Source organism: Blautia sp. KLE_1732_HM_1032 (assembly GCF_025147905.1).
GTDB lineage: Bacteria > Bacillota > Clostridia > Lachnospirales > Lachnospiraceae > Blautia_A > Blautia_A fusiformis.
The window spans coordinates 1,727,496-1,751,097 of sequence record NZ_CP102266.1; the positions used below are offsets into that span (position 1 = coordinate 1,727,496).

Annotated in this window: 21 protein-coding genes and 1 pseudogene; 2 read left to right on the forward strand and 20 right to left on the reverse strand. The window is 44.5% G+C overall.

What is annotated here, in order from left to right; genetic code table 11:
- Window positions 1-8: 8 nt before the first annotated feature.
- Window positions 9-194: pseudogene (locus tag NQ489_RS17825) on the reverse strand (purine permease); the annotation flags it as partial.
- Between the two features lie 310 nt (window positions 195-504).
- Between NQ489_RS17825 and NQ489_RS08185 the strand changes: the two are divergent.
- Window positions 505-1,887: a citrate/2-methylcitrate synthase gene (locus NQ489_RS08185; protein WP_022427281.1), complete on the forward strand. Its 1,383-nt coding sequence runs from the start codon at window positions 505-507 to the stop codon at window positions 1,885-1,887.
- Window positions 1,888-2,107: 220 nt separating this feature from the next.
- Here NQ489_RS08185 and NQ489_RS08190 read toward each other — a convergent pair whose 3' ends face one another.
- From NQ489_RS08190 to NQ489_RS08215, 6 genes are all read right to left on the reverse strand, one after another.
- A complete protein-coding gene (locus NQ489_RS08190) occupies window positions 2,108-3,853 on the reverse strand; it encodes an alpha-amylase family glycosyl hydrolase (RefSeq protein ID WP_021652045.1) in 1,746 nt (581 codons plus the stop codon).
- A gap of 174 nt (window positions 3,854-4,027) precedes the next feature.
- A complete protein-coding gene (locus NQ489_RS08195; RefSeq protein ID WP_015525138.1) occupies window positions 4,028-4,258 on the reverse strand; it encodes a hypothetical protein in 231 nt (76 codons plus the stop codon).
- Between the two features lie 75 nt (window positions 4,259-4,333).
- Window positions 4,334-5,566, reverse strand: coding sequence for an MYG1 family protein (locus tag NQ489_RS08200; protein ID WP_021652043.1), 1,233 nt, complete (start codon window positions 5,564-5,566; stop codon window positions 4,334-4,336).
- Window positions 5,567-5,733: 167 nt separating this feature from the next.
- Window positions 5,734-6,153: a hypothetical protein gene (locus NQ489_RS08205; RefSeq protein WP_021652042.1), complete on the reverse strand. Its 420-nt coding sequence runs from the start codon at window positions 6,151-6,153 to the stop codon at window positions 5,734-5,736.
- 128 nt (window positions 6,154-6,281) lie between these two features.
- The gene (locus NQ489_RS08210) at window positions 6,282-7,523 is read right to left on the reverse strand and encodes a DNA polymerase Y family protein (RefSeq protein ID WP_021652041.1); all 1,242 of its coding nucleotides are present in this window, start codon (window positions 7,521-7,523) and stop codon (window positions 6,282-6,284) included.
- A gap of 42 nt (window positions 7,524-7,565) precedes the next feature.
- Window positions 7,566-8,114 carry a hypothetical protein gene (locus NQ489_RS08215; RefSeq protein WP_021652040.1) on the reverse strand — a complete coding sequence of 183 codons (549 nt, stop codon included), beginning with the start codon at window positions 8,112-8,114 and terminating at the stop codon, window positions 7,566-7,568.
- Window positions 8,115-8,309: 195 nt separating this feature from the next.
- Here NQ489_RS08215 and NQ489_RS08220 point away from each other — a divergent pair, with 195 nt between their 5' ends.
- Entirely contained in the window at window positions 8,310-8,822 is a 513-nt protein-coding gene (locus NQ489_RS08220; RefSeq protein ID WP_021652038.1) for a hypothetical protein, read from the forward strand.
- An 83-nt stretch (window positions 8,823-8,905) separates the two neighbouring features.
- Here NQ489_RS08220 and NQ489_RS08225 read toward each other — a convergent pair whose 3' ends face one another.
- The 13 genes from NQ489_RS08225 to miaA form a co-directional block, all read right to left on the reverse strand.
- Window positions 8,906-10,072, reverse strand: coding sequence for a D-alanyl-D-alanine carboxypeptidase family protein (locus NQ489_RS08225; protein WP_021652037.1), 1,167 nt, complete (start codon window positions 10,070-10,072; stop codon window positions 8,906-8,908).
- Window positions 10,069-11,244 carry an FtsW/RodA/SpoVE family cell cycle protein gene (locus tag NQ489_RS08230; protein ID WP_015525128.1) on the reverse strand — a complete coding sequence of 392 codons (1,176 nt, stop codon included), beginning with the start codon at window positions 11,242-11,244 and terminating at the stop codon, window positions 10,069-10,071. Before NQ489_RS08230 ends, NQ489_RS08225 begins: the two co-directional genes overlap by 4 nt.
- A gap of 3 nt (window positions 11,245-11,247) precedes the next feature.
- Window positions 11,248-11,487, reverse strand: a complete 240-nt coding sequence (gene minE / locus NQ489_RS08235) for a cell division topological specificity factor MinE (protein ID WP_015525127.1) — start codon at window positions 11,485-11,487, stop codon at window positions 11,248-11,250.
- A gap of 45 nt (window positions 11,488-11,532) precedes the next feature.
- Window positions 11,533-12,321 (reverse strand): septum site-determining protein MinD, encoded by a 789-nt coding sequence (minD, locus tag NQ489_RS08240; protein ID WP_015525126.1) that lies wholly within the window; start codon window positions 12,319-12,321, stop codon window positions 11,533-11,535.
- Between the two features lie 57 nt (window positions 12,322-12,378).
- Window positions 12,379-15,276, reverse strand: a complete 2,898-nt coding sequence (locus tag NQ489_RS08245) for a penicillin-binding transpeptidase domain-containing protein (RefSeq protein WP_021652035.1) — start codon at window positions 15,274-15,276, stop codon at window positions 12,379-12,381.
- Window positions 15,261-15,788 (reverse strand): rod shape-determining protein MreD, encoded by a 528-nt coding sequence (gene mreD, locus NQ489_RS08250; RefSeq protein ID WP_021652034.1) that lies wholly within the window; start codon window positions 15,786-15,788, stop codon window positions 15,261-15,263. The genes NQ489_RS08245 and mreD overlap by 16 nt, the downstream gene beginning before the upstream one ends.
- Window positions 15,778-16,674 carry a rod shape-determining protein MreC gene (gene mreC / locus NQ489_RS08255; RefSeq protein ID WP_021652033.1) on the reverse strand — a complete coding sequence of 299 codons (897 nt, stop codon included), beginning with the start codon at window positions 16,672-16,674 and terminating at the stop codon, window positions 15,778-15,780. The genes mreD and mreC overlap by 11 nt, the downstream gene beginning before the upstream one ends.
- Window positions 16,675-16,687: 13 nt before the next feature.
- The gene (locus NQ489_RS08260) at window positions 16,688-17,701 is read right to left on the reverse strand and encodes a rod shape-determining protein (RefSeq protein ID WP_021652032.1); all 1,014 of its coding nucleotides are present in this window, start codon (window positions 17,699-17,701) and stop codon (window positions 16,688-16,690) included.
- A gap of 16 nt (window positions 17,702-17,717) precedes the next feature.
- Window positions 17,718-18,425, reverse strand: a complete 708-nt coding sequence (gene radC / locus NQ489_RS08265) for a RadC family protein (protein ID WP_021652031.1) — start codon at window positions 18,423-18,425, stop codon at window positions 17,718-17,720.
- A gap of 105 nt (window positions 18,426-18,530) precedes the next feature.
- Window positions 18,531-20,132 carry an NAD(P)/FAD-dependent oxidoreductase gene (locus tag NQ489_RS08270; protein WP_021652030.1) on the reverse strand — a complete coding sequence of 534 codons (1,602 nt, stop codon included), beginning with the start codon at window positions 20,130-20,132 and terminating at the stop codon, window positions 18,531-18,533.
- Entirely contained in the window at window positions 20,129-21,334 is a 1,206-nt protein-coding gene (locus NQ489_RS08275) for an NAD(P)/FAD-dependent oxidoreductase (RefSeq protein WP_021652029.1), read from the reverse strand. Before NQ489_RS08275 ends, NQ489_RS08270 begins: the two co-directional genes overlap by 4 nt.
- Complete coding sequence (locus NQ489_RS08280) at window positions 21,331-22,605, reverse strand: methionine gamma-lyase family protein (protein ID WP_044961809.1); 1,275 nt, start codon at window positions 22,603-22,605, stop codon at window positions 21,331-21,333. Before NQ489_RS08280 ends, NQ489_RS08275 begins: the two co-directional genes overlap by 4 nt.
- A gap of 21 nt (window positions 22,606-22,626) precedes the next feature.
- Entirely contained in the window at window positions 22,627-23,580 is a 954-nt protein-coding gene (gene miaA, locus NQ489_RS08285) for a tRNA (adenosine(37)-N6)-dimethylallyltransferase MiaA (protein WP_021652027.1), read from the reverse strand.
- Between the last annotated feature and the right edge of the window lie 22 nt (window positions 23,581-23,602).

The following is a 23,602-nucleotide window of genomic DNA, read 5'->3' on the forward strand; positions in this document are numbered from 1 at the left end:
TTACATCCCTATTCCTTGATCTTTTCAATGTCCATGTTTTCAGGCAGGATACAGCTTAAAACAATGGATATGATAAATACAACAGCAACTACATTTTGCGCAAAAACGGACTGTATGATCGACGGGAAAATATCCCAGATCCCGCTCTCACTTGCTGTGGTGAATCCGATTCCGACAGCAAGTGAAAGAGATAGGCGGCAGCAGTCCGATGTGAAACAAACTACTATTATAAGAAAAATTACGGAATAATCATAACATAGATTCGTTGTGGAAACCAGACGGATTTTGATGAATAAATGTAATAATAGATGAATTAGGTCATATTATGAATATTTATACACGAAAAAAAGAAATACCCTCTTGCATTTTCGAAACTTTTACTGTAGAATTATTAACCAGGTAAACACAAATGTATGCCATACCCGAACACTGATTACAAAGATGTAACCAATCTTAACTGTATCAGTGTTTTTTAATATACAATGGGGAAACGAGGAAAAAATTATGGAAAAAAAGCATGAAATGATGAGTCTGGAGGACTCCGAACAGCTGAAAGGCAGAATGAAATTCTTTGAAAAGGAACTGGTAGAGAATCATCACATCGATCCCAACCTTTATGTGGAATACGATGTAAAAAGAGGACTTCGTGATTCCGCAGGTAAAGGTGTTCTCACAGGTCTTACTGAGATTTCCGATGTTACCGGCTATAAGCTGGTCAATGGCAGACGTATTCCTGCAGACGGTGCATTGTATTACCGGGGAATCGATGTGCAGGATATCGTAAACGGACTGAAGGACAGACGTTTTGGTTTTGAGGAGACGATCTATCTTCTGATTTTCGGTAAGCTTCCCAGCAAGGAAGAGCTTTCCAGATTTCTTGAGCTTCTTTCTGACATGGAGGATCTGGGAGGACGTTTTGTCCGTGACGTTGTCATGAAGGGAACCAATGCCAATATTATGAATGCTATGGAGCGCTGCGTACTTGCTCTCTATACATATGATGATAACCCGGAAGATATTTCTGTGGAGAATGTACTCCGCCAGTCTCTGGAACTGATCGCTAAGCTTCCTGAAATCGCGGTTTACTCCTATCACGCATACCGTCATTTCCGTAAAGACGAGACACTTTTTATCCGCAATCCGCAGAAGGGGCTTTCACTTGCCGAGAATATCCTTCTGATGCTTCGTCCGGACGGCAATTATACAGAGCTTGAGGCCAAGGTCCTTGATATCGCACTTGTACTTCATGCAGAGCACGGCGGTGGTAATAACTCTACTTTTACCACACATGTAGTAACATCTTCCGGAACAGACAGCTACTCTTCTACCTCTGCATCCATCGGTTCACTGAAGGGACCGCGTCATGGTGGTGCCAACCTGAAGGTCCAGAACATGTTTACAGATCTGAAGGCCAATGTAAAGGACTGGGAAAGTGATGAGGAGATCACAGCATATCTGCAGAAAATACTGAATAAAGAAGCATTTGATCATGCAGGTCTGATCTATGGTATGGGACATGCAGTTTATACACTCTCCGATCCGCGAGAAGTGATCCTGAAACGTTTTGCACAGGCTCTTGCAGAGGAAAAAGGAATGATAGATGAATTTAAGCTCTATGATAAGGTTGAGGGTATTGCCGGAAAACTGGTCATGGAACACAGAAAGCTGTTCAAAAATGTTTGCGCAAATGTTGACTTCTACAGTGGCTTCGTTTACTCAATGCTTGGTATCCCGGAAGAACTTTTTACTCCGATCTTTGCCATCGCACGTATGCCTGGCTGGAGTGCACATCGTCTGGAAGAGCTGATCAGTGCCAATAAGATCATCCGTCCTGCCTATAAGTATGTGGGGCATCATGCAGATTTTGTACCTTTTGATGAGAGATAATAAACAGAATGATAAAAGCAGTGGGGATTTCTGACCTATTTAAGTTGGAAATCTCTGCTGTTTTTTTGTTCTCCTAAATTACAGAAAAACAGGATCATAACTATACATAATATATATTATGTAAAATAAATGTCTGTTTTCACAAAAAAACAAGGCTTACCGCATAAGATATGATCGGATTGCCTTGTTTTTTATGGAATCTTACTTTATTATTCTTTTCCTATCGGAAGCTCTTCAGCCAGTTTACAAGAGAATCATGCCAGATGTTGTCGTATACGGTCTTTTTCATCTGGTCATCTACGGGTCCGTTTCCTGCCATTTTTGCAAGGATAGCAGCCTGAAGTTCTCCTACTGTCATTTCTTCCGGCGTTTTGTGCGGATTTGGTGCAGCGGCCGTTTCCTGCAGATTGGAGGACTCTGCTGCAGGAGTTGACGGAACATTCGCTGAGTTTGCTGTATTGTCAGAAGCTTTATCTGGATTTTCAGCGTTTGAAGCTTCTTTTTCCGGGGCAGCTTCTGTTACAGTGCCATTTTCAGCAGTCTGGTTCTCTTCTTCCTCAGGTGCAGTGATTTCCTCTTTTGCTGCAGCCATTTCCGGGATTTCTGTCTGGACTGGCTTGTATTCTGGCATATCTCCGGCCGGAAGCCAGATCTCACCGCTGTTTGCTGCAACACGGACACGGATACGTCCACCCTGGGCGGAAACTTTCTGGCCGGTGAGTGCGCCTACGTATTCCGGTGCGCTTCCTGTTGGAAGATTCATTTCTGCATCGCTGTCATCGTTATTTACTGTGACGATCACACGCATGCCATCCAGATCTCTTGCAAAAGCAAACTGGCGGTTTGTAAGAGCCAGCTCTGCATAGGAACCATAGCTTAATGCAGGAGTTCCCTGACGGACTTTTCCGAGGGCTGCGATCAGTGCAGTACATGGGTTCTTTGTTGCAGCATCCGCATAATCGTTAAGATCAAGTGCCGGACGTAAGCTGGCATCGGAAAATTTTTCTTTTTTTCCGTCAATACCAAATTCTGAGCCGTAATAAATGCTTGGAACGCCAGGTAAAGTATAAAGAAGTACATGTACAGGAGCAAAATGTGCTTTGTTCTGCAATTTGGTATGAATTCGCTCTACGTCATGGTTGTCCACGAAATTGTAGAGGTCCAGATCTCCCATATTCTGAAGATATTTTACTGTATGAGCAATTTCAAAATAGTTGTGGTCATTATGTCCGCTGTAAAGTGCCTTGTGAAGGGCATAGTTAGTTACACTGTGAAGAGTCTGTCCGTTTACCCAGCGGCTGTAATCTCCGTGAATGACCTCTCCCATAAGCCAGAAGTCTTTCTTAACCTCATCTGCGGTATGACGTAGAATACGCATGAAATCAAAATCCAGAACATCAGCGGCATCCAGGCGGATTCCATCAATATCAAATTCGGAAACCCAGAAACGGATCACATCACAGATATAGTTCTGTACTTCCGGATTGCGCTGGTTCAGCTTTACAAGAAGATTGTATCCACCCCAGTTTTCATAGGAAAAACCGTCATTATATTCGGTATTTCCGCCGAAATTTACATTACAGTACCAGTTAACGTAAGGGGAATGCTCACGGTTTTTCTGGATATCCTTAAAAGCGAAGAAATCACGGCCTGTATGGTTGAATACACCATCAAAGATCACGCGGATGCCTTTTTCATGGCAGGCTTTTACAAAATTGGTGAGATCTTTATTGGTTCCAAGACGGGAATCCAGTTTTTTGTAATCGGTTGTCTCATAGCCATGTCCGACACTTTCAAAAAGCGGCCCTATATATAAGGCAGTACATCCGATCTCTTTGATGTGGTCGATCCACGGCAGCAGTGTGTTCAGTCGATGTACAGGAGTTCCGTAATCATTTTCTTTTGGAGCGCCTGTAAGTCCAAGTGGATAAATATGGTAGAAGATTGCTTCGTTGTACCAGCTCATAATATTACACCTCTGTTCTAAAAATTTGCAATTTCCTGATAATTAGAGAAATTACACAAATATCTTCTCTATAATACCAGATTCCTATAATATAATCCAGAATAAATCAGCCAGTTTTTCAGCGAAAAATCCGGCATATTGCTAATTGCCGGATCTTACCTGATGGACATATGTTTATTCGTCAAATTCTGCAGTAACTATAAAGCCGCGTGGCGTATGCTCAATGCTTTTGATGATGCCCTCTTTGGATCTGATGCGGTCTGCGTTTCTGTAGCAGCCAGACATGGCTACTGCAGGCTCAATGATATAGCTGTAGTTCGTGGCAGAGAGAAATTCGGAGATCTTCACTTTATCTCCCACCTGGATCAGCCCCTGTCTTTCCATTTTAAATTTTTCTTCTCGCATAAACATGCCTTCTTTCTGTATAAATACGCAATGTGAATATATCTGTAAATACAATTAATTACATGTTTAAGATCTTTAAGAACCGGATGGGATCCGTACCAGAAGCTTCTGTCCGTCTTTTTCTACTGCTGTAAGAACGGGAATATGTTTTTTTCGCAGAGCATGAACGATGGGATACAGGGAAAACATGGCATTATCTGCAAAAACTGCTTCCGGTTTGCAGCGGAGGATTTCTTTAATCCTGTCTTTTATAAAGCTTTTCCATTCTGTCTTTTCCATGGAGAGTTCTCCGTAGATTCCGTTCAGAGTCAGCTCCGGTAATTGAGGAACCGGCAGATGTACGATCCTGGCAGAAGAAAGATCCGGAAGCTTTTGAAGCAGCATGTCTGTTTCTTTATTTCCGCCAAGGCTTACGATCACAGCTTCTTCATGGAAGGCGGCAAGACTGCTCCTGCAGGCAAGAACAGAATCCTCAAGGGTTCCGCAGGTCATGAGAAATCCTCCTTTATGACAAAAGGCTGCACTTTTAAGACCGGTTACCAAAGATAACTCCTCGCCTTCCAGGCCAAGCCAGGAAGAAGGAAAACTGCATTTGTAATTCATGGAATATTCTTTTTTCTGTGGCTGGATACAGTAACCGCCCCGGTTGGACGGAAAGATCACAAAAGCAATGTTAGTTTCCGAAAGGCGTTTTTGGCAGGGAATAAATTCCGGAAGTATAAGGATATTGGTATTTTCTGCCGGGGTATCGCCCGAAGCCAGGGAAGCAGCATGTTCTGTAAGAATTTCTTCCACCCGTCTGTCTGCACGTTCATTTCCAAGGTAACGCTCGAATTTATTTTCCAGGATCATACCTGCCACACTGACTGCCTGGAAAAAGGCTTCGTCATTGCTGCTTTTGGAATCCCATCCCGGATTAAAATTGCCGATCAGTGTGGCAAGTTCATTTTTTTCACCGGTATTATCATTGATATCCAGAGGCTGGACAAAGGATTCATCGAATTTTAGTGCCAGCTCCTCACCTAGGATTTCCGGTCCAAGCTTCTCCCAGAGAAGGCCGAAGGCCGCATATGGGACGCCATTATCGCGGATACGGCTGTCTTTCTGATGATGATCATACTGTCCTCTGCCAATATCAAAAACAAGACCTTCATAGTTTTCAGGAACCTGGTTTCCACGTGTGATGGTGATCTCGGGATTCAGATATAAAAGCAGAGCGGCAGAAAAAACATCGTCTGCGTGAAATTTCCCGCTGTGGGTGAATGCGGATGAATTTTTTTGTTTGATTTTTTCCAGTAAATGATTCATATGAAACGCTCCTGTGTGTTTATTCTGCTCTTCAGTATACCACAGAAATGAAGAATAAACAAAGTTTCCTACAGTTAAAAAGGGATCCGTCCTGAGGACAGATCCCTTTAAAAATTTACGTTCTTTTATGCTTTATGTACAAAATAGGACGTTCATATTCAATTTTATTATAATGCGCAGATAATTTTATCCTGATATGCTTCCGGAACTTCTTCTTTATCCAGAGACATACTGATAATAAAGGAAACTTTGAAGGTTTCACCGATGGCACTTAACTGATCCAGTGTTTCGGTTGCATCCTTTCCTTCAAGCTTGGCTGTTGTAAGGAAGCTGTCCAGATATACCTGCTCCAGATCATGATCCTGAGAGAGGATACCACAGATAAATCCTACAAACTCGTCCGCATTTTTAACCGGAAATCCGGAAACATCGATAAGGCGGACCTTGTTGTTCAGCTCATACATGTGCTTGGTGCTCTTGTCTAAGTAAACAATACTGCCGTTGGCGTCCTTAACAGCTCCGTTTACTTTGTCTAACAGTACTTTTGTTTTTCCTTTGCCTTTCTTTCCTACGATCAGTTCAACCATCCTGTTTTCCTCCTTAGACACATATAATAATTTTGAATAAAATTGCTATTGATATGCTTCAAATTATAGTGCATTGTGAATAAAATTGCAAGAGCTTTTTGAAAAAAACTGGCAATTTTAATCAAGCTTTACTGCTCTCTTTCATTTTCCATTTGTGCTTTTGCTTTCCTTCCGATCCGGGTAGTGCTGTTCATGATACTGGCCCGGGTAACCTTGTCGTTTCCGTACTTCAGACGGATGGAATCCAGTGCTGCATCCAGTTTCTGCTGGCGTTCCTTCTTGTGAATATCCTCAAAAAAGGACAGCTGTTCAAAGGAATCATCCGTAAGACCGGTCAGTGATACTCCCAGGAGCCGGAGTGGCTGTCTCATCCAGGACTCCTGAAAGAGGTTTTGGGCATTTCTGTAAATCTCTTCTGTGATATCGGTGGCATTTGGCAGTTTAGTCTGATGAGATTTGTTTCGAAAATCCAGGGTACGGAAGGTTACAGAAATGCAGGTGCATTTTTTCTTTTTGCGGCGCATGCGGGCGGCCAGAATATCGCATTGTTCCAGCAGGATCGGAAGTGCCTGCTCCAGTGAGACCAGATCATCGTTAAATGTAGTTTCCAGACTGAATCCTTTTGCTTCATCAGGTTTTGCTTTCACAGGGGAATCATCAAGGCCACGGGCATACTGATATAACTGCTGTCCTGCTTTTTCACCGAGAAGTGCCTGTATCTTTGCTTTTTTTTCATGAGCCAGATCTCCGATGGTTCTGATCCCTGCGTCCTGCAGTTTTTTTTCAGAGGATCTGCCAAGAAAAAGAAGCTCTCTCACTGGAAGAGGCCACATTTTTACAGGGATTTCTTCCGGAAATAAAGTATGCACTTTATCTGGCTTTTCGAAATCAGAGGCCATTTTTGCAAGAAGTTTATTGGTGGAGATGCCGATATTTACGGTAAAGCCGAGTTCTGTACGGATCTTATCCTTCAGCTCATGGGCAGTTGCCACCGGATCCGGGTAAATATAGGAGGTTCCGGTCATATCCAGAAAAACCTCATCAATGGAAAAGGATTCCATTACCGGTGCATAGGATCCACAGATTTTTTTGAAGGCTCTGGAACATTTATCGTATAATTCAAAGTCAGATGGAACGGCCACAAGATTCGGACATTTGCGAAAAGCCATAGCCATAGGCTCTCCTGTCTGGATTCCGTATTTTTTTGCAGGAATGGACTTGGCGACAACGATGCCGGTACGTTTACTAGGGTTTCCGCCAATACAGGAAGGGATGTCTCTCAGATCCGGAAGTCCCATCTTTACTCTTTTTGCTGCTTCCCAGGAAAGAAAAGCACTGTTTACGTCAACATGAAAAATCAATCGTTCCATATAGGGTTCTTCTTTCAATTGTATGAAGTGTGTCTGTTATATCTATTTACAGATTTTTGCAGACAGCTGATCAAAAAGGTTCCGATATTCCTCTTCTACCTGTGAAAAAGGGTATTGCCGGTATTGGATCGGAACATGGACAACCGGTTTTGGAGTGTCCGGTGTTTCATTCAGAAGATATTTCAGGTCATACCAGAGCAGGTCATTGTCGATCTCCTTCAGCTTCTGCTCTTCTATGGCAGAAAGTCCGGATCCCAGATATTTCTGATAGATAATGTTTAAAAGAGCTTCCTCCTGTTTCCGATACGCAGGAAGACTTTTCTTAAATGGTCTTGGAACATCGGACATATAACATTCGCTGGCATCGTGAAGAAGGGACGCCAGTATAAGACGGCCGGAATAGCCACGTGCTTCGGCTTCTTTGGCACAGAGGATGCAGTGCTGCCCTACAGAGAAAAAAGTCCTTACATGACCATTTCCGCGGCATAGAAGAGAAAGTGCGTGTGCAATGTCCTCAATGCAGATCAGCTCTTCGTCCGGATGTGTCGGATCAAAATGTTTTCCAGTGTATGTGGTAATGCAGTCGCCCATAAAATGTTACGCCTTTCTTTAAGCTTATGAATAAATATGATTATTTATTATAAACACCCAGAGAAAGTGTGTCTATATAATCGCGAAATAAATTTCGGGAACTGTTACAGAAAAACAAAAGAAATACATGGCTGTTTTACAAATATGAGTGATTCTGTGCTATAATACAAAAAAACGACAGGGAGATCATCAGCGATGAAACATATGGAAGAAATGAAGATTGCCGGATTAGCCATGGCATTATGTATCGTGATGCTGGGAATCTATATCGTCGTCCCAAAGGATGGAACGGTTTCTCATCTTACTGCTATTCCGGATAATAATGCGGCGGAGCCTGTTACAGATTCTACATCAGAGGGAACTGCTGATGCGGATTTTCCAATCTATACAGAGGACAGCTACAGCAGTGAGCCCGAGAGTTCCGACGATACTGGGGACGGAGATTCCTACACGGAAGAGCCGACTTATGATCCAGGTGATAATTCTTACGACGGCAATACGGATAGTGAAGCCAATGGAGCAGATACTTCAGATACATCTTCAGATGGAACTGGTGAAGACGCAGGCAATTATGAAGATCCGGACAGTGGCTCCGGTGAAGTGGTCGATGACAATGATTCCAGTGGTACTTCGGATACGGATCTTGATAGCAGTGAGACCGATGATACCGGCAGTGATGGCACCGATGATACAGTAGAAATTAACTGAATGTAAAAAAAAGAATAAAAAAGCAGATCTGCGAAATAAAATTTCAAACAGATCTGCTTTTTTATTTTTTGTTTGTAATCCTGTCAGTTGATGTTCTGGAGCAAGGATGTCATTTCCTGATAAAGAACATCCTTTGAGGACGCACCCATGACGATGGAAATAAATGGCTTCCCATAAGCATTCTGGCTTAAAAGTGCCAGACAGTTACCGGCTTTATCGGTTGTTCCTGTTTTTCCTCCAAGGATAGTGACATCCTTAGGAGTTGCTGCCTCTCCGGTAAGATAATGATCTGTAGCGGGTAAGGTAGCACTTGCATCGGAGCCATCGGAATGCTTATAGCTAACTGTATAAGATGCCATTTGTGTGATGTCTGTAAACTCCGGATAATTCAAGGCTTCTTTCAGCATCAGATAAATGTCATAAGGCGTTGTATAATGATTTTCGTCCTGAAGACCATGGGGATTGGTAAAGTGAGTTCCTGTACAGCCAAGTTCTGCAGCAAAGCTGTTCATCATCTCTACAAATTTATCTGTTGATCCACCTATATGTTCCGCAATGGCAGATGCTGCATCATTGGCAGAATAAACAAGAAGACAATGAAGAAGCTGATCCATGGTAACCTGATCTCCCGCCTGGAAACCAGCTACCTGAGAACCGGATTCCAGGGTAACATTCTCCTGTGAGATCGTTACTGTATCGTCCATGTTCCCATATTTCAGTGCAAGCATAGCTGTCATGATCTTTGTGATGCTGGCAGGATAAACCTTGTTGTAGGCACCTTTTGCATAAAGTACCTTTTTATCACTGAGATTCAGAAGCACACCGGATTGGCTGTCATCCAGACTGACAGAATCCAGAGCAACATCTTTTGTAACAACACAGAGATCATGGGCGAAACCTGCCGCGCGCTGTTCTTCTTTGGAAGTCAGAGTATTATCAAATTCGGAGAATGCATTGAAAGAATTTGCAGGAGTGGAAAAATCTCCGCCCTTCAGCATGTAAACACCAAAACCGCCAGCTGTACATAGTACGATCAGCAGAAGAAGGAGAAAAATGGTGTTGCGGATCCTTTTACGACGCATCCGTTTCATCCGGGTATTCTGAGCTTTACGTCTGGCAGAAACAGTTTTGTCAGACGGCGTGGAAGTTCTTTTTGTCCCCCTGGAGGCTGTATGTGCAGCCCGGGAAGCCTGACCCCTGGAAGGATTGCCAGAACGTACATGAGTTTTTTCAGGTTCTTTACGTGTCATAAGTATTCCTCTTTCCGAAAGTAGGTATCCGATTTCTGACCTTTTTTCTGTAATTCTTTATTATATGCACTGCTCTGCAGTCCTACATTGAGAACAAGTCCCATACCCATAAACAGACTGATCAGAGAAGTAAGACCATAGCTTACAAAAGGAAGCGGAGTACCTGTGTTTGGTGCAAGGCCGGTAGCAACACAGATGTTGATGAAGCTCTGTATGGAAACAATGCTTCCAACACCGCAGCATATGATCTTACCGGCAAGATCCTTGGCCCGCAGGCTCATACGGATACATTCAAAGGTGATCAGAAACAGCAGCAGTACGATCAGAGTACAGCCGATAAATCCGTACTGCTCTCCAGCCACCGCAAAAATAAAGTCGGTCTGATTCTCAGAAACAAAGTTTCCATCATTTACGGATGTAACACTGGTGTCATTACTGAAAGCACGTCCCACAAGCTCTCCGGAGGCGATGGCTGTTTTTGAGTTGTTCTGCTGTTCAATATCATCTGCGTATTCTTCGTTCTCCGGATACAGGAATGACATGATACGGTTTCTCTGGTAATCCTGTATCAATTTCTGATCCGGCTGCACGATAATGGACAGAAAGATGATGGCCAGAGGAATCGCGATCAAGGCTACACCTCCGATGATCTTATAACTAAGTCCTGCGATGTAGATCAGAATACAGAACAGGACTGTTACGGTGATGGTGTTTTTCATATCCGGCTGTACATAGATCAGCATCAGTGGGATGACCAGAAGGACAGCTGATTGTATCAGAGTCTTTAAGGTATTCAGATCTTCCTCATGATCCATAAAAAATTTGGCAAAAAACAGGATAATGATGATCTTTGAAAGCTCGGTAGGCTGGAAACGGATAAAACCTAAATCCACCCATCTGGCAGCACCATTGGCGCTGGATCCGAAGAACCGGACAGCCAGAAGCATAACGATATTAAATCCATACATGATCCATTGAAAATTCAGCAGCCAGGAATAATCCATCAGTGAAAGGATCAGCATAAAGACTACACCGATGATCACACCCAGAAGCTGACGTGTGCGAAGGTAGTCGGCAGCTGTTCCTACAAGCTGAATTCCAATAAAGCTGATCGCCAGGAGAAAGATCACCAGTCGAAAATTGTAAAACCGCAGCTTATACTGTTTAATCATAAATTATGCATCTCTTTTCTTAAGTACGGGTATGACTGCATGCAGAACAGGTGGTTCCTGTGTGATCTGTATGGTCACCCCTGGTTCATCAATTACAACGTATTTTTTTACGGCATGTATCAGATCGTTCCGTAAAAGCTTCATCATCTGTGGAGAACAGTCTATGCGTTCCGATACAAGAAGAAGCTTCATCCTGTCGCGTGCATAGCCTGCAGAGTGGTTTTTCCCGGAGAAAAATCCCATAATCATTCCTCCCGTGATGAAAAATGTCAGACAGCAAAGCGTCTGTTATTTTCGAAAAATGCTGCCAAGACGGTGGAATACACCATTTTTTCGACGCACAGTAACATAAGGGACCTCTTCGCCCATAAGCCTCCGGCAGATATTGCGATACTCTTCTTCTGCCTGGGAATTTTTTCCGGATAAAGGTTCTCCCTGATTTGTGGAGATCACGATCTGTTCATCATCCAGGATCGCACCGATCAGATCTACAGCCAGGATTTCCAACACATCTTCTACGGACATCATATCACCTCTGGCGATCATTTCCGGTCGAAGCCGGTTGATGATCAGCCGGATATCCCGGAGTCCTCCGGACTCCAGCAACCCGATGATACGGTCTGCATCCCGGATCGCGGAAACTTCCGGTGTGGTCACGACCAGTGCACGGTCCGCTCCGGCTACTGCATTTTTGAATCCCTGTTCAATTCCTGCCGGACAATCCAGAAGGACATAATCGAATTCTTCCCGGAGATCATCGGTAAGCTTGATCATCTGTTCCGGAGATACGGCAGTTTTGTCCTTGGTCTGGGCAGACGGAAGAAGATACAGTTCTGAATGCCGACGATCCCGGATCAGTGCCTGTTTCAGGCGGCAGCTCCCATTGATCACATCAACCAGATTATAAACAATACGGTTCTCCAGTCCCATGACAACATCCAGATTTCGGAGTCCGATATCGGTATCTACAACTGCAACCCTTTTTCCCATGGCAGCCAGTCCGGTCCCGATATTTGCCACGGTGGTGGTTTTTCCAACACCGCCTTTTCCAGATGTAATGACAATGACTTCACTCATGTTTTCTGATTCCTCCTATAAAATGTTCCACACTTCTGGTATCCTCATAAAGTTTGTTTAGTCATTCGATACATTACTGGTATCGCTTGCTGCATAGCCAGTGAGAATGGTGCTTTCATCTGCAAGTCCGAAAATGTATTTAAAGATATCATTAGCTGCAAGGCAGGCATTACCGGATGCATATCCGTTTGCGATTCGTACAGATATTGCGTACTTGGGATCAGAAACAGGCGCATATCCGATAAAAAGTGCATTGTTCGGATGGTAATAGTCAATCTCGGCAGTACCGGTTTTTCCGGCTACTTCAACTCCAAGTCCGTTAAACTGATCATGAGTCTGCACTACACGATACATACCGTCATGGATGGCATCCCAGATATTGCTGGAAAGATCCAACTGTCCAGCTGTTTTGGAAGGATATTCCTTTATAAGTTTTCCTTTGGAATCCGTCACACGGTCCAGAAGGGAAAGCTTGTAGATCGTACCGGAAGTGGCAATCGTTGACGCATAGCGTGCAAGCTGGCTGGTCGTAAACGTATTGGTACCTTGTCCAATATAGGAAGGAACCGCGTTTTTGTCAGAAACCTGCGGAGAAGCCTCGGAAATTTCAATGCCGGTTTTCTGATCCAATCCCATGAGGGAAGCATATTTCTGAAGCATTCCAAGACTTCTGGCTTCAGAAAAATTACCTTCGGAATCTTTACCAAGTTCGAAACCGATCGTAGTGAAAAATACGTTACAGGACTGCTCAATGGCCTCACGGATATCAAGAGAACCGTGGCCCTGTTTATTCCAGCAGTTGATCGGAGGTGTTACAAGGTCAAAGCTTCCTGTACATTCAATATATGTGCCATCATCTATTACGCCCTCGGACATGCCGGCAACAGTAGATAAGATCTTTAAGGTAGATCCTGGAGCCGTCTTCTGCTGTGTTGCCTTGTTGAAGAACGGGCTGGAAAGATCTGTGGAAAGCTTTGCATAATAATCGGTGTCCATATTGTTGGTCAGACGATTATTATCATATCCCGGATAGGAAACACATGCGAGAACATTTCCGGTTGTAGTATCTGTGATCACCGCAGATGCAGAGCACGGAGCCAACGCAAGCTGGGCCGGTGTGATCTCAAGATTTGCGATCTTGCGATACATGAAGGTGTAGGCATCAAGACCACCGGAGGCCATTGTCTGATACAGTTCGTCTTCTTTTGAAAGAACGCCCTGTTCATAGAGAACAAGACACAGCTCTTCTCCACTGATGGTGTCTTCCTGAAGCATATATTTATACAGAAGCTTTGAAAAGCCTGTATCTGTCTTCAGGTAATCAATGATATAGGCGGTAAGAGCCTGATAGATCTCTTCAGAATCCAGATATTCTCCGGAGGTTGAGATCTGGGAAATATCGATCCAGTTCTGACTGGCAGCATAGTTCAGATAATCCTTCAGACTGATACTCTGGTCATTTTTCCAGGCTTTGTATGTTTCATCTGAGGTATCAATGGAATCACTTTTCAGTACCTTCAGGGTATTGGTAAGAAGATCATCACAGATATAGGTAAGATATTCCTGCATCTGCGTATCTTCATCCTTATAGGCTGGAGGATTGTCACCTGTCAGCCTGTTACTTATTGTATCAAAAACCTGTTGCTGTTTTTGCTGAAATTTGGCGTATAAATTTTTTTCTGTATCGGAAGCATCTGCATCGCTGAATTTATTGATATCGATCACACTGTTTGCAATCAGTGCATTGTATACATCATAGATTGGGATGGTGATCTTACTTGCATCTTTCTCTGCTTCATAATCAAAGCTTTTATTTGGTGTCAGTTTAGAGAGGACAATACCGGCAACACGCTGTTCCAGGATCTGGTAAATACTCTTCTGCCAGTCGGAATCAATGGTCAGATAAACATCGTTTCCGGCCACAGGATCAACAGTTTTGGAATTGTCGATATCAAGGACTTTACCAAGATTATCAACTGTGACCGTTTCTTCTCCATCTTTTCCCTGAAGTTCAAGCTCCATATACTGTTCGATCCCGGCTTTTCCAACAACCGCATCATTGGAATAATCAGGATTATCCTTACGAAGGGTTTCCAGTTCTTCAGAAGAGGCCTGGCCTGTGTAACCGAGAATCGGCGCCATACTCTCATCGTCCACATATTTTCTGGTGGAATCTTCTACAATGTCAATACCCTGGAGAGCGGCCTGATTTTCTTTTATGGCTGCCACAGATTTTTCACTGACATTTGTTGCAATAGTCACCGGCATATATTTCTTGAAACTGTTGGTGTTCAGCTGATAGCGCATGATCGCAATTTCGAGGATTTCCTGTTTGGTAAGCTCTTCCGGAAGAGAATGTGCGGCAAGTTCTTCCGGGGTGTAGGCATCTTTTCCGTAAAGAACGATAGAAAATCCGCTACTTCCGGTAAGATGATCCATGATCTGGGTTGCGGTTGCGTTTTTCTGCTCATCACTGAGATCATCAATCTGTGCTTCTCCGTAAATATCCGCACGGAAACGGTTAAGAGTAAATCCTTCATCTACATCAAAAGCATAGTCGCCATGATCATTGACGGTAATATGAAAATTATCAGATAAGCTGTCCCCGTTTTTGGAAAGGATCTGTAATACCTGGTAGGCGATACCGTTCAGAGTCAGATTCTTTTCTCTGGTGCTGTTGTATGTACCGCTATCTTCGAATGTGACAGAATATGCAAGTACATTGGAGGCGACAACTGTGCCGTTACGGTCATAAATATTACCACGGGTGCTTTTGATCACGCGTGTTTTGGTGGTACGTGTCTGAAATTTACTGATGTAATCCTCTCCCTGTATGATCTGCAGACTGAAAAGCTGCCGGACCAGGACAGATGACAGAAAAATAAATACGATCACAAGAACTGTAGTACGTTTCAGACGGATTTTTTTGATGATTTTTTTTATTTTAATTCCCAAATAGACTCACTTTCTTTCCTTACAGTATCCATTAAGTGGTAGTTGATCCAGTAAAATACCCGGTATACGATGATGGTGAGAAAAACCGTATATACAATCTCGGGGATAATGATCCTGTATATGTAGGTCCAGAATCCAAGACGGCCTCTGAGCAGAAACTGGAGGCCATACACAGCCAGATTATAAAGAAGATCTGTTCCTGCTACAAGAAAAAGCGGAACTTTCAGATCATCATCATAAAAACTGCGGAATGCATAGCCGCTGATAAAACCTATATACATATAGATCAGTGCATAAAATCCAAACAATGATCCATAAAAGAGATCGACAAAAAGCCCGGAAAAAAATCCAGTCCACAGACCGACTTTTCTTCCACGCATAAGTCCCATGGATACACACAGGATCAAAAGCAGATTTGGAGTGATGGATCCAATGGAAATACGGTCCATTACTGTGCACTGAAGGAGAAAACAGACAATGATAGTGATAAATAATATAATCCTATTTTTCATTGGACGCATCCTCCGATTTGTCTATCGCGTCCTGTTTATTGGTGGTGATCACAAATACATCTTTCAGATGACCGAAATCAACCGGTGTAACGATCGTACCTGTTTTTGTCAGGTTATTGGGATCCTGCTGGATCTCACTGACATAACCAATAAACAGTCCTTCCACATATTTTTCACTGATGTTCGAGGTGACAATACGTTCTCCGACTGTTACCTTGTTATCCTGATCGTAAAGCTGCTCAAAGCTTAATTTGCCTTCATCAATCAGTTTCAGATCTCCAGTGACAACGCAGTTGTCGGAAGTACTGACTGCCATGGCACTGACATTGCTGCTGTCATCGATGATGGAACGGACAGTAGCCCAGGAAGGTCCCACTTCTGTAACGATACCCACAAGACCCTTTCCGGCGATCACGTTGTTATCAACCCGGATCCCGTTATTACTGCCTTTGTTGATCATAAAGGTATCATACCAGTTTCCGGGATCTTTGGAGATTATCCTTGCGGCAACCTTGGGATAGTCGGTATATTCCTGATCAAGATCGTAAAGTTCCTTCAGGCGTGTGAGCTCTGTCTGGTCCTGGATCAGGATGTTATTCTGTTCCGTAAGACTGTTGATCTGACTTTTCAGCTCTTCGTTTTCCTGAAGCACGTCCTGTTTATCACGAAGATTGTTTTTTACATTTCCAAATATATCGCTGACACCGGCGATCCCCTTTTCAAAGGGAACGATAAGAAAACCGGCTGCCTCCTGAAGTGCTGCGGAAGAGGTTCCGGAGGCTGCTGTAGCTACAATGCAGCTTCCACAGAAAAGTGTCATGATTACCAGAAGATGTTTACTTTTTAAATTAAAATGAAAACGCACTTTTTTTCGGATGTTTTTCATTATATATGCCCCTTTACAGTTTTTTCTGTTTTACCGGCTGGGCCCATTTGCGCAGGTTTCTGTCGCGGATGATCTTTTCCAGGCCGTATGCTGCAGAAGTTTCATACAGATCAGAAAGATTAAAGGCAAATCCTGTATAGCTAGCCAGATAGTTATCTATATAAGGAAGCCGTGTACTGCCGCCGGTCAGATAAATGCCCTCTTTTGCGATATGATAAGCGATCTGTGGCGGGGTACGTTCCAGAAAAGATTTCATCTCTGCTGCGATCTGGTTCACACAGTTGGCGATCCCTTCATTAACAACGTAGGCAGAAATAACTTCTTCTCGTGGAAGTCCGGAAATACTGTCGATCCCGACTACTTTTCGGGCTTCTTTTTTCTGATCATTCAGTCTTCCCATAACTACTTTCAGACGTTTTGCAGTTCGTGTTCCAATCTGAAGATTATAATGTTTTCGGATCTCGCTGCAGATAGATTCGTTCATCTGTCTGCCTCCGATGGGGATCTTACGGCTGATGATGATCTTGCCGTCGGTTATGATGGAAAACTCTGTACTCTGTGCACCGATGTTTACGATCATGCTGCCCTGATTCTTTTCAGGGTCGATTCCCATGGCAATGGCATCTGCAATAGGGGACTCCACCATAAAAACACGGTTTTTCCGCAGCCAGTGACCATTGACCAGATGATAGTATGCCCTCTTTTCGATAGCAGTCATATCAAGTGGTACGGAGAAATACATGTCTGCTCCGAGACCGGATGTATGATCGATTTTTTTTATCATGCTGTAAAGGACGATCTCCTGCAATTCCAGATTTGCCAGCATACCGAAAGCCATAGGAGAATTTACGGAAATATCTGCAGGTGATTTTTCAAACATTTCATAAGCTTCGTTCCCTATGGCAAGGATCCGACGTCCTCTGTAGGCTACCATGTTCTTTTCTATGTAACTTTTGTTTCTGAAAAATGAATAGACTTTTACAGAGCTGCTTCCAAGGTCTACTCCGTAATTATTTCTAAAAAGCATAAATCTGTCCCTTCACTTAAGTATATTCATCAAAAATCCCTTTTTCGCGGAAACTGACATACCTGTGATCACCGATGATGATATGATCCAGAAGATGGATGCCGAGGAGTTCACCGCAATGATAGATCCGTTCCGTAACATCCAGATCAGCCTGACTGGGGGAGGGATCACCACCCGGATGATTGTGGACCAGGATCAGGTTCACCGCACGATATTTTACAGCTTCTACAAAGACTTCTCTTGGTGTGATCAGTGTGGCATTGACTGTACCGCGGCTTAAAAGCTGTTCTCCCAACAAATGGTTATGTCCGTCCAGCATCATGCAGTAAAGCAATTCCTGTTCTTCATGCCGGAGCCGCTCCATATAATACTTCGCAATGGTTACCGGATGGTGAAAAGACAATTCCGGTTTTGCAGCTGCGGTTGCCATACGCTTGGAAAGTTCCCCGATACATTTCAGCTGTATGGCTTTTACCTTACCGATCCCATGGATCTTCATCAGTTCCTGCATGGAAATATGAAACAGTCCAAGCAGGCCACTGTATCCGGTCTGTTTCGATAAATTCAGGATTTTATCTGCCAGAGTCAGGGAACTGGATCCCTGTACGCCACAGCGCAGGATCACGGCAAGAAGCTCTCGATCGCTTAAGGACTGTTCTCCTTCTCGCAGACATTTTTCATACGGACGCTGATAATCTGGCATTTCCATTATAGTATCTTTCATATGATTTCCCTTTTCGCTCTCGAAGAAGGGGATGCAAAATTGCAGAAGTTATTTTAGCATAAAAAAGCAGGGATGTACACTCTATCCCGGAAATTTCCACTTTTTTCACATTTTGTTTACAGGCAGGGCATAAACAGAAGCGACTGCTTCTGCCACCTTGATCCCGTCCATTGCTGCGGATGTAATGCCTCCGGCGTAACCGGCGCCCTCTCCGCAGGGGTAGATCCCTTCTATATTGGAAGTGAGCTTTTTCGGTTCCCGAACGATCCGTACAGGAGAAGAGGTACGGCTTTCTACTCCTTCCAGCAATGCATCCGGTCGGTCAAAACCGGAAAGCTTTTTTCCAAAAGCATGGATTCCTGCTTCAATGGAATCGCCGATCTCTTTCGGGAAAATACTGCGGACATCGGTAAGTGTATAAGCTCCTTTGATACAGGGGATCACATCTCCAAGCCTGGTACTTTTCTGATGGGTACAGTAATCTTTGAAAAGCTGTACCGGAATTTTTCCTTTTCCGGCTTCCCAGGCAGCGCGCTCCAGTTTTCGCTGCAGAGCGATTCCGCCGAGAACTCCCTCTTCAGGAAAATCAGAAGGGTTTACCGTAACGATGATAGCACTGTTGGCATTATGGCTGTCACGTGCCTGATAGCTCATACCATTCACTGCAAGCATACCTTCTTCAGAAGATGCATTTACAACATATCCGCCGGGACACATACAGAAAGAATAAACGCCACGTCCGTTTTCCAGTGTATGGGTAACCTTGTAGCTGGATGCACCCAGACGGTCGTTTTCCGGTTCCCCGTAAAGATCCTGGTTGATCATAGTCTGCGGATGTTCCACACGTACCCCCACTGCAAAAGATTTCGGCTCCATGTTAATATTGTGTTTTTCCAGCATGGCAAACGTATCTCTGGCGCTGTGGCCGGGAGCAAGAATGCAGATTTCTGCCGGTATTTCCTCTTTTGCATTGACAATGACTGCAGTAAGCTTCCGGTCACGGATCATCAGATCAGTTACTGTGGAACGAAAACGGAATTCCCCGCCCATTTCTTCAATCTGATGACGCATAAACTGAACGATACCTACAAGCTGATCTGTGCCAAGATGAGGCTTTTGCTGGTAAAGGATCTCAGAGGGAGCTCCTGCCTCCACAAATCGGGAAAGAACTTCCCTTCCTCTTCCAAAAGTATCTTTTACCAGAGTATTCAGCTTTCCATCGGAAAAAGTCCCTGCACCGCCCTCTCCGAACTGTACATTGGAATCCGGATCCAGGATGCCGTTTTTCCAGAAATTTTCCACGGTTTCCTGGCGTTTGTCTGCTTCTTCTCCCCGTTCCAGTACCAGTGGACAGTACCCGGCTTTGGCCAGGTACCAGGCACAGAATAATCCTGCAGGTCCGCTTCCGATCACTACAGGACGATGGGACAGAGTGTCAGAGCCAGATGAGGGGAAATGATATTTTTTCTCAGAGGTTAACATAATATTTTTATCGTGAACCTTTTTGAGAACACGGGATTCGTTATCCAGTTTAATATCTACAGTGTAGACAAATTTTTTGTCCTCTTTGTGCCGGGCATCCAGAGATTGTTTTCGGATCTCATAGGTGAACGGCTGATTTCCAAGACGAAGCATTTTTGCTATTTTTCGGTGAAGCTGCTCTTCTGTATGAGTGATGGGAAGCTTCAGCTGTGTGATCCGGATCATTTTTCTTCCTCCTTTGCTGCCCAGATACCGGCGGCAGCTCCGCTTGACCACGCCCACTGCAGGTTATAACCTCCGCAGGTACCGTCAATGTCAAGGAGCTCTCCGGCAAAATAAAGACCTTTATGAAGCCTGGACTCCATGGTTTTGCTGTGAACTTCAGACGTATCCACTCCACCGGAACAAACCTGTGCCTGTTCAAAGGAAAGGCCGTTTTTTACCGGGAGACGAAAATCGGTGATCCCGCGGATAAGATCCTTCTGTGCACATAAAACACGGATCAGTTTTTCAGGAAAAAGTCCGATGAGAAGTTCTTTTTCTGTTTTGTAAGGACAGGCTGCTTTTCTGTGCTCCAGGTATTCTTTCAGCTCTTTCCGGTTCAGTTCCGGAAAAAAATTTATGGAAAGCTCCACATTTTTGTTTTCATGGACGGCACGGATAGCATAGCGGGAAATCTGGAATACCGGGATCCCGGATACACCGTAATCGGTAAGCTGCAGTTCTCCCTGCTGGGAGACTGTCGGTGTGCCGTCTATATAAAGTGTTATCTTCCCTTCTGTCCGTACACCACTCCAGCCGGAAAAAGAATTTCCCTTACATTTCAGAGCTGTCAGTGCGGGAAGGGGTTCGATCAGATGATGTCCGAGACTTTTTGCAATTTCATATCCGCTTTCGCAGGAACCTGCAACGGAAGACGCGCGGGAACCATTTGCAAGGATCACGGCATCACCACTGTAGGTCCATCCGTCCGTATGGATCTTCCACTGTCCGTCTGCAAAAGACACACCGGTAACGGTCTGATTGGTTTTCAGCTTTACCTTCAGGCTGCGTGCCTTCATGACAAGAACATCTACCACACTCTGTGCCTGGTTGCTTCGGGGATAGATCCATCCGCTGCGGTCTGTGGTACAGATTCCCAGTTCCTGAAAGAATTTTAGAGTTTTTTCCACAGGAAACTGTGCCAGGGCATCCTTGGCAAATTCAGGATGAGATCCCCGGTAAGCGTTTTCATCCTGATTCAGGTTCGTCATATTACAACGGCCGTTTCCCGTAGCACAGATTTTTCTGCCGGGACGGTCATTTTGTTCCAGAACCGTAACTGCAGCTCCGTATACAGCAGCCTGAATAGCTGCCATAAGACCGGAAGCACCGGCTCCTATGACAAAGATCTGTTTTTTTAAGTCCGGTCCTTCGGATTTTTTCATAAGCTCACAAGTTCCTTATCAACCATATACTGAAGAGATTTCAGGATTCCCAGCTTTGCATGCTCCCAGGTGAGACCACCCTGGAAATAAACTGCATAAGGCGGTTTCATAGGACCATCGGCAGAAAGCTCGATGGAAGAACCCTGGATGAAAGCACCTGCTGCCATGATCACCTGGCTGTCATATCCCGGCATATCCCACGGCTCCGGTGTTACAAAGCTGTCTACCGGTGCAGCAGCCTGGATACCCTGGCAGAATGCTACAAGACCCTCCGGTGTTCCGAGAGTGACCGCCTGGATGATATCCTGACGTGGCTCTGTGCTGTTGGGAACTACCGGGAAACCAAGCTTTTCGTAAATGTTCGCTGCAAAAACAGCGCCCTTTAAAGCTCCTTTGGTGATCATCGGTGCAAGGAAAAATCCCTGATACAGAGAACGGTTTACACCAAGAGTTGCACCGACTTCCATGCCCAGTCCCGGGCAGGTCATACGGTAGGAGGCATTTTCCACACAGTCTTTTCTTCCTGCGATATAACCACCGATAGGTGCCAGACCACCGCCTGGATTTTTGATCAGGGAACCCACCATGATATCTGCACCTACATCACTTGGCTCTATGGTATCTACGAACTCACCGTAGCAGTTATCTACCATGCAGATCACATCCGGCTTGATCTTTTTTACAAAAGAGATCAGCTCACCGATCTGTTTTACGGAGAAAGAAGGACGGGTCTGATAGCCTTTGGAACGCTGGATGGTTACCAGCTTTGTTTTTTCATTGACTGCTTTTCTGATGTTTTCATAATCAAAGGTACCATCCTCGAGAAGATCCACCTGACGATATTTTACGCCATATTCCGCAAGGGAACCATTGGACGGGCGGATACCGATCACTTCTTCCAGGGTATCGTAAGGCTTTCCTACAGGGGAAAGAAGCTCGTCACCGGGGCGCAGGTTTCCGAAGAGAGCAATGGCAAGTGCATGAGTTCCACAGGTGATCTGCGGGCGTACCAGGCAGGCTTCTGTGTGGAAGGTATCGGCATAAACCTGCTCCAGAGTTTCGCGGCCAAGGTCGTTGTAGCCATAACCGGAGGAAGCTCCGAAACATGCCTCACTGACACGGTTTTTCTGCATGGCATGGATAACCTTCATCTGGTTATACTCTGCAGTTTTATCAAATTTTTCAAAACGTTCTTTCAGGGAATCTTCTACAGTTTTACCGAAATCGTAAACTGCGGAAGAGATTCCAAGCTGTGCATATAATTCTTTCATGATCATTTTTCCTTTTTTATTTTATTTGGCAGGCAGGATCCCTTTTTCTCTGCATACAGAAAGCATGTAGGAAAGGATCCGGCTGTCATCGTAATCAAAGTTATCTTTATCTACCCAGGTTACCTCGCCTTCTCTTCGGAACCAGGTAAGCTGGCGTTTGGCGAAATGTCTGGTGTCACGTTTCAGGATGCGAACGGCTTCCTCGTAAGGGTATTCTCCGTCCATCCAGTCCAGGATTTCTTTATAGCCCAGTCCCTGCATCGAAACCATTCCTCTGTGGCAGCCCATTTCCCGGAGCTTTTTTACTTCTTCTACAAGCCCGTTTTTCAACATCTCATCCACTCTTGTGTCTATGCGTTCGTAGAGAAGGGGACGGGGTGCGTTCAGGACAAAGTATGCCAGGGCATAGGGGCTGGTATGTTCTTTCTGCTCTTCATTATGTTCGGAGATCCTGGTACCGTTCTGTTTATAAAATTCCAGGGCGCGTATCACTCGCTTGACATTGTTCTCATGGATGTCCTGGGCTGACTTGGGATCAACCTGTGCAAGCATATCATGAAGAAATGAAGGGCCTTTTTGTTCTGCCAGCTCTTCCAGCTCCCTGCGGTAATGGTCATCCTGGTTGGAACTGGTAAAATCAATATCTCTGGTTACGGCCTGAATATAAAATCCCGTGCCGCCTACCAGGATCGGGATCCGGCCTTTATCATAAATTTTTTCCATGGCTTCTTTTGCCATCTGCTGGAAAAGGACAATATTAAAATCTTCTGTGGGCTCCAACACATCCACCAGATGATGAGGGACGCCATCCATTTCTTCCGGTGTGATCTTGGCGGAACCAATATCCATATGGCGGTAAACCTGCATGGAATCTGCGGAGATGATCTCTCCGTTTACTGCTTTTGCAAGGGCAATGGAAAGTTTTGTTTTTCCCACGGCAGTAGGTCCGGTAAGGACGATAAGAGGTTTTTTCATAGATTTTCTCCGTTTATGATAG

Excerpts from the sequence above, each read along its gene's own strand:
- NQ489_RS08185 (WP_022427281.1), top strand. The coding sequence starts at position 505 with ATGGAAAAAAAGCATGAAATGATGAGTCTGGAGGACTCCGAACAGCTG.
- NQ489_RS08190 (WP_021652045.1), bottom strand. The coding sequence starts at position 3,853 with ATGAGCTGGTACAACGAAGCAATCTTCTACCATATTTATCCACTTGGA.
- NQ489_RS08195 (WP_015525138.1), bottom strand. The coding sequence starts at position 4,258 with ATGCGAGAAGAAAAATTTAAAATGGAAAGACAGGGGCTGATCCAGGTG.
- NQ489_RS08200 (WP_021652043.1), bottom strand. The coding sequence starts at position 5,566 with ATGAATCATTTACTGGAAAAAATCAAACAAAAAAATTCATCCGCATTC.
- NQ489_RS08205 (WP_021652042.1), bottom strand. The coding sequence starts at position 6,153 with ATGGTTGAACTGATCGTAGGAAAGAAAGGCAAAGGAAAAACAAAAGTA.
- NQ489_RS08210 (WP_021652041.1), bottom strand. The coding sequence starts at position 7,523 with ATGGAACGATTGATTTTTCATGTTGACGTAAACAGTGCTTTTCTTTCC.
- NQ489_RS08215 (WP_021652040.1), bottom strand. The coding sequence starts at position 8,114 with ATGGGCGACTGCATTACCACATACACTGGAAAACATTTTGATCCGACA.
- NQ489_RS08220 (WP_021652038.1), top strand. The coding sequence starts at position 8,310 with ATGAAACATATGGAAGAAATGAAGATTGCCGGATTAGCCATGGCATTA.
- NQ489_RS08225 (WP_021652037.1), bottom strand. The coding sequence starts at position 10,072 with ATGACACGTAAAGAACCTGAAAAAACTCATGTACGTTCTGGCAATCCT.
- NQ489_RS08230 (WP_015525128.1), bottom strand. The coding sequence starts at position 11,244 with ATGATTAAACAGTATAAGCTGCGGTTTTACAATTTTCGACTGGTGATC.
- minE (WP_015525127.1), bottom strand. The coding sequence starts at position 11,487 with ATGGGATTTTTCTCCGGGAAAAACCACTCTGCAGGCTATGCACGCGAC.
- minD (WP_015525126.1), bottom strand. The coding sequence starts at position 12,321 with ATGAGTGAAGTCATTGTCATTACATCTGGAAAAGGCGGTGTTGGAAAA.
- mreD (WP_021652034.1), bottom strand. The coding sequence starts at position 15,788 with ATGAAAAATAGGATTATATTATTTATCACTATCATTGTCTGTTTTCTC.
- mreC (WP_021652033.1), bottom strand. The coding sequence starts at position 16,674 with ATGAAAAACATCCGAAAAAAAGTGCGTTTTCATTTTAATTTAAAAAGT.
- NQ489_RS08260 (WP_021652032.1), bottom strand. The coding sequence starts at position 17,701 with ATGCTTTTTAGAAATAATTACGGAGTAGACCTTGGAAGCAGCTCTGTA.
- radC (WP_021652031.1), bottom strand. The coding sequence starts at position 18,425 with ATGAAAGATACTATAATGGAAATGCCAGATTATCAGCGTCCGTATGAA.
- NQ489_RS08270 (WP_021652030.1), bottom strand. The coding sequence starts at position 20,132 with ATGATCCGGATCACACAGCTGAAGCTTCCCATCACTCATACAGAAGAG.
- NQ489_RS08275 (WP_021652029.1), bottom strand. The coding sequence starts at position 21,334 with ATGAAAAAATCCGAAGGACCGGACTTAAAAAAACAGATCTTTGTCATA.
- NQ489_RS08280 (WP_044961809.1), bottom strand. The coding sequence starts at position 22,605 with ATGAAAGAATTATATGCACAGCTTGGAATCTCTTCCGCAGTTTACGAT.
- miaA (WP_021652027.1), bottom strand. The coding sequence starts at position 23,580 with ATGAAAAAACCTCTTATCGTCCTTACCGGACCTACTGCCGTGGGAAAA.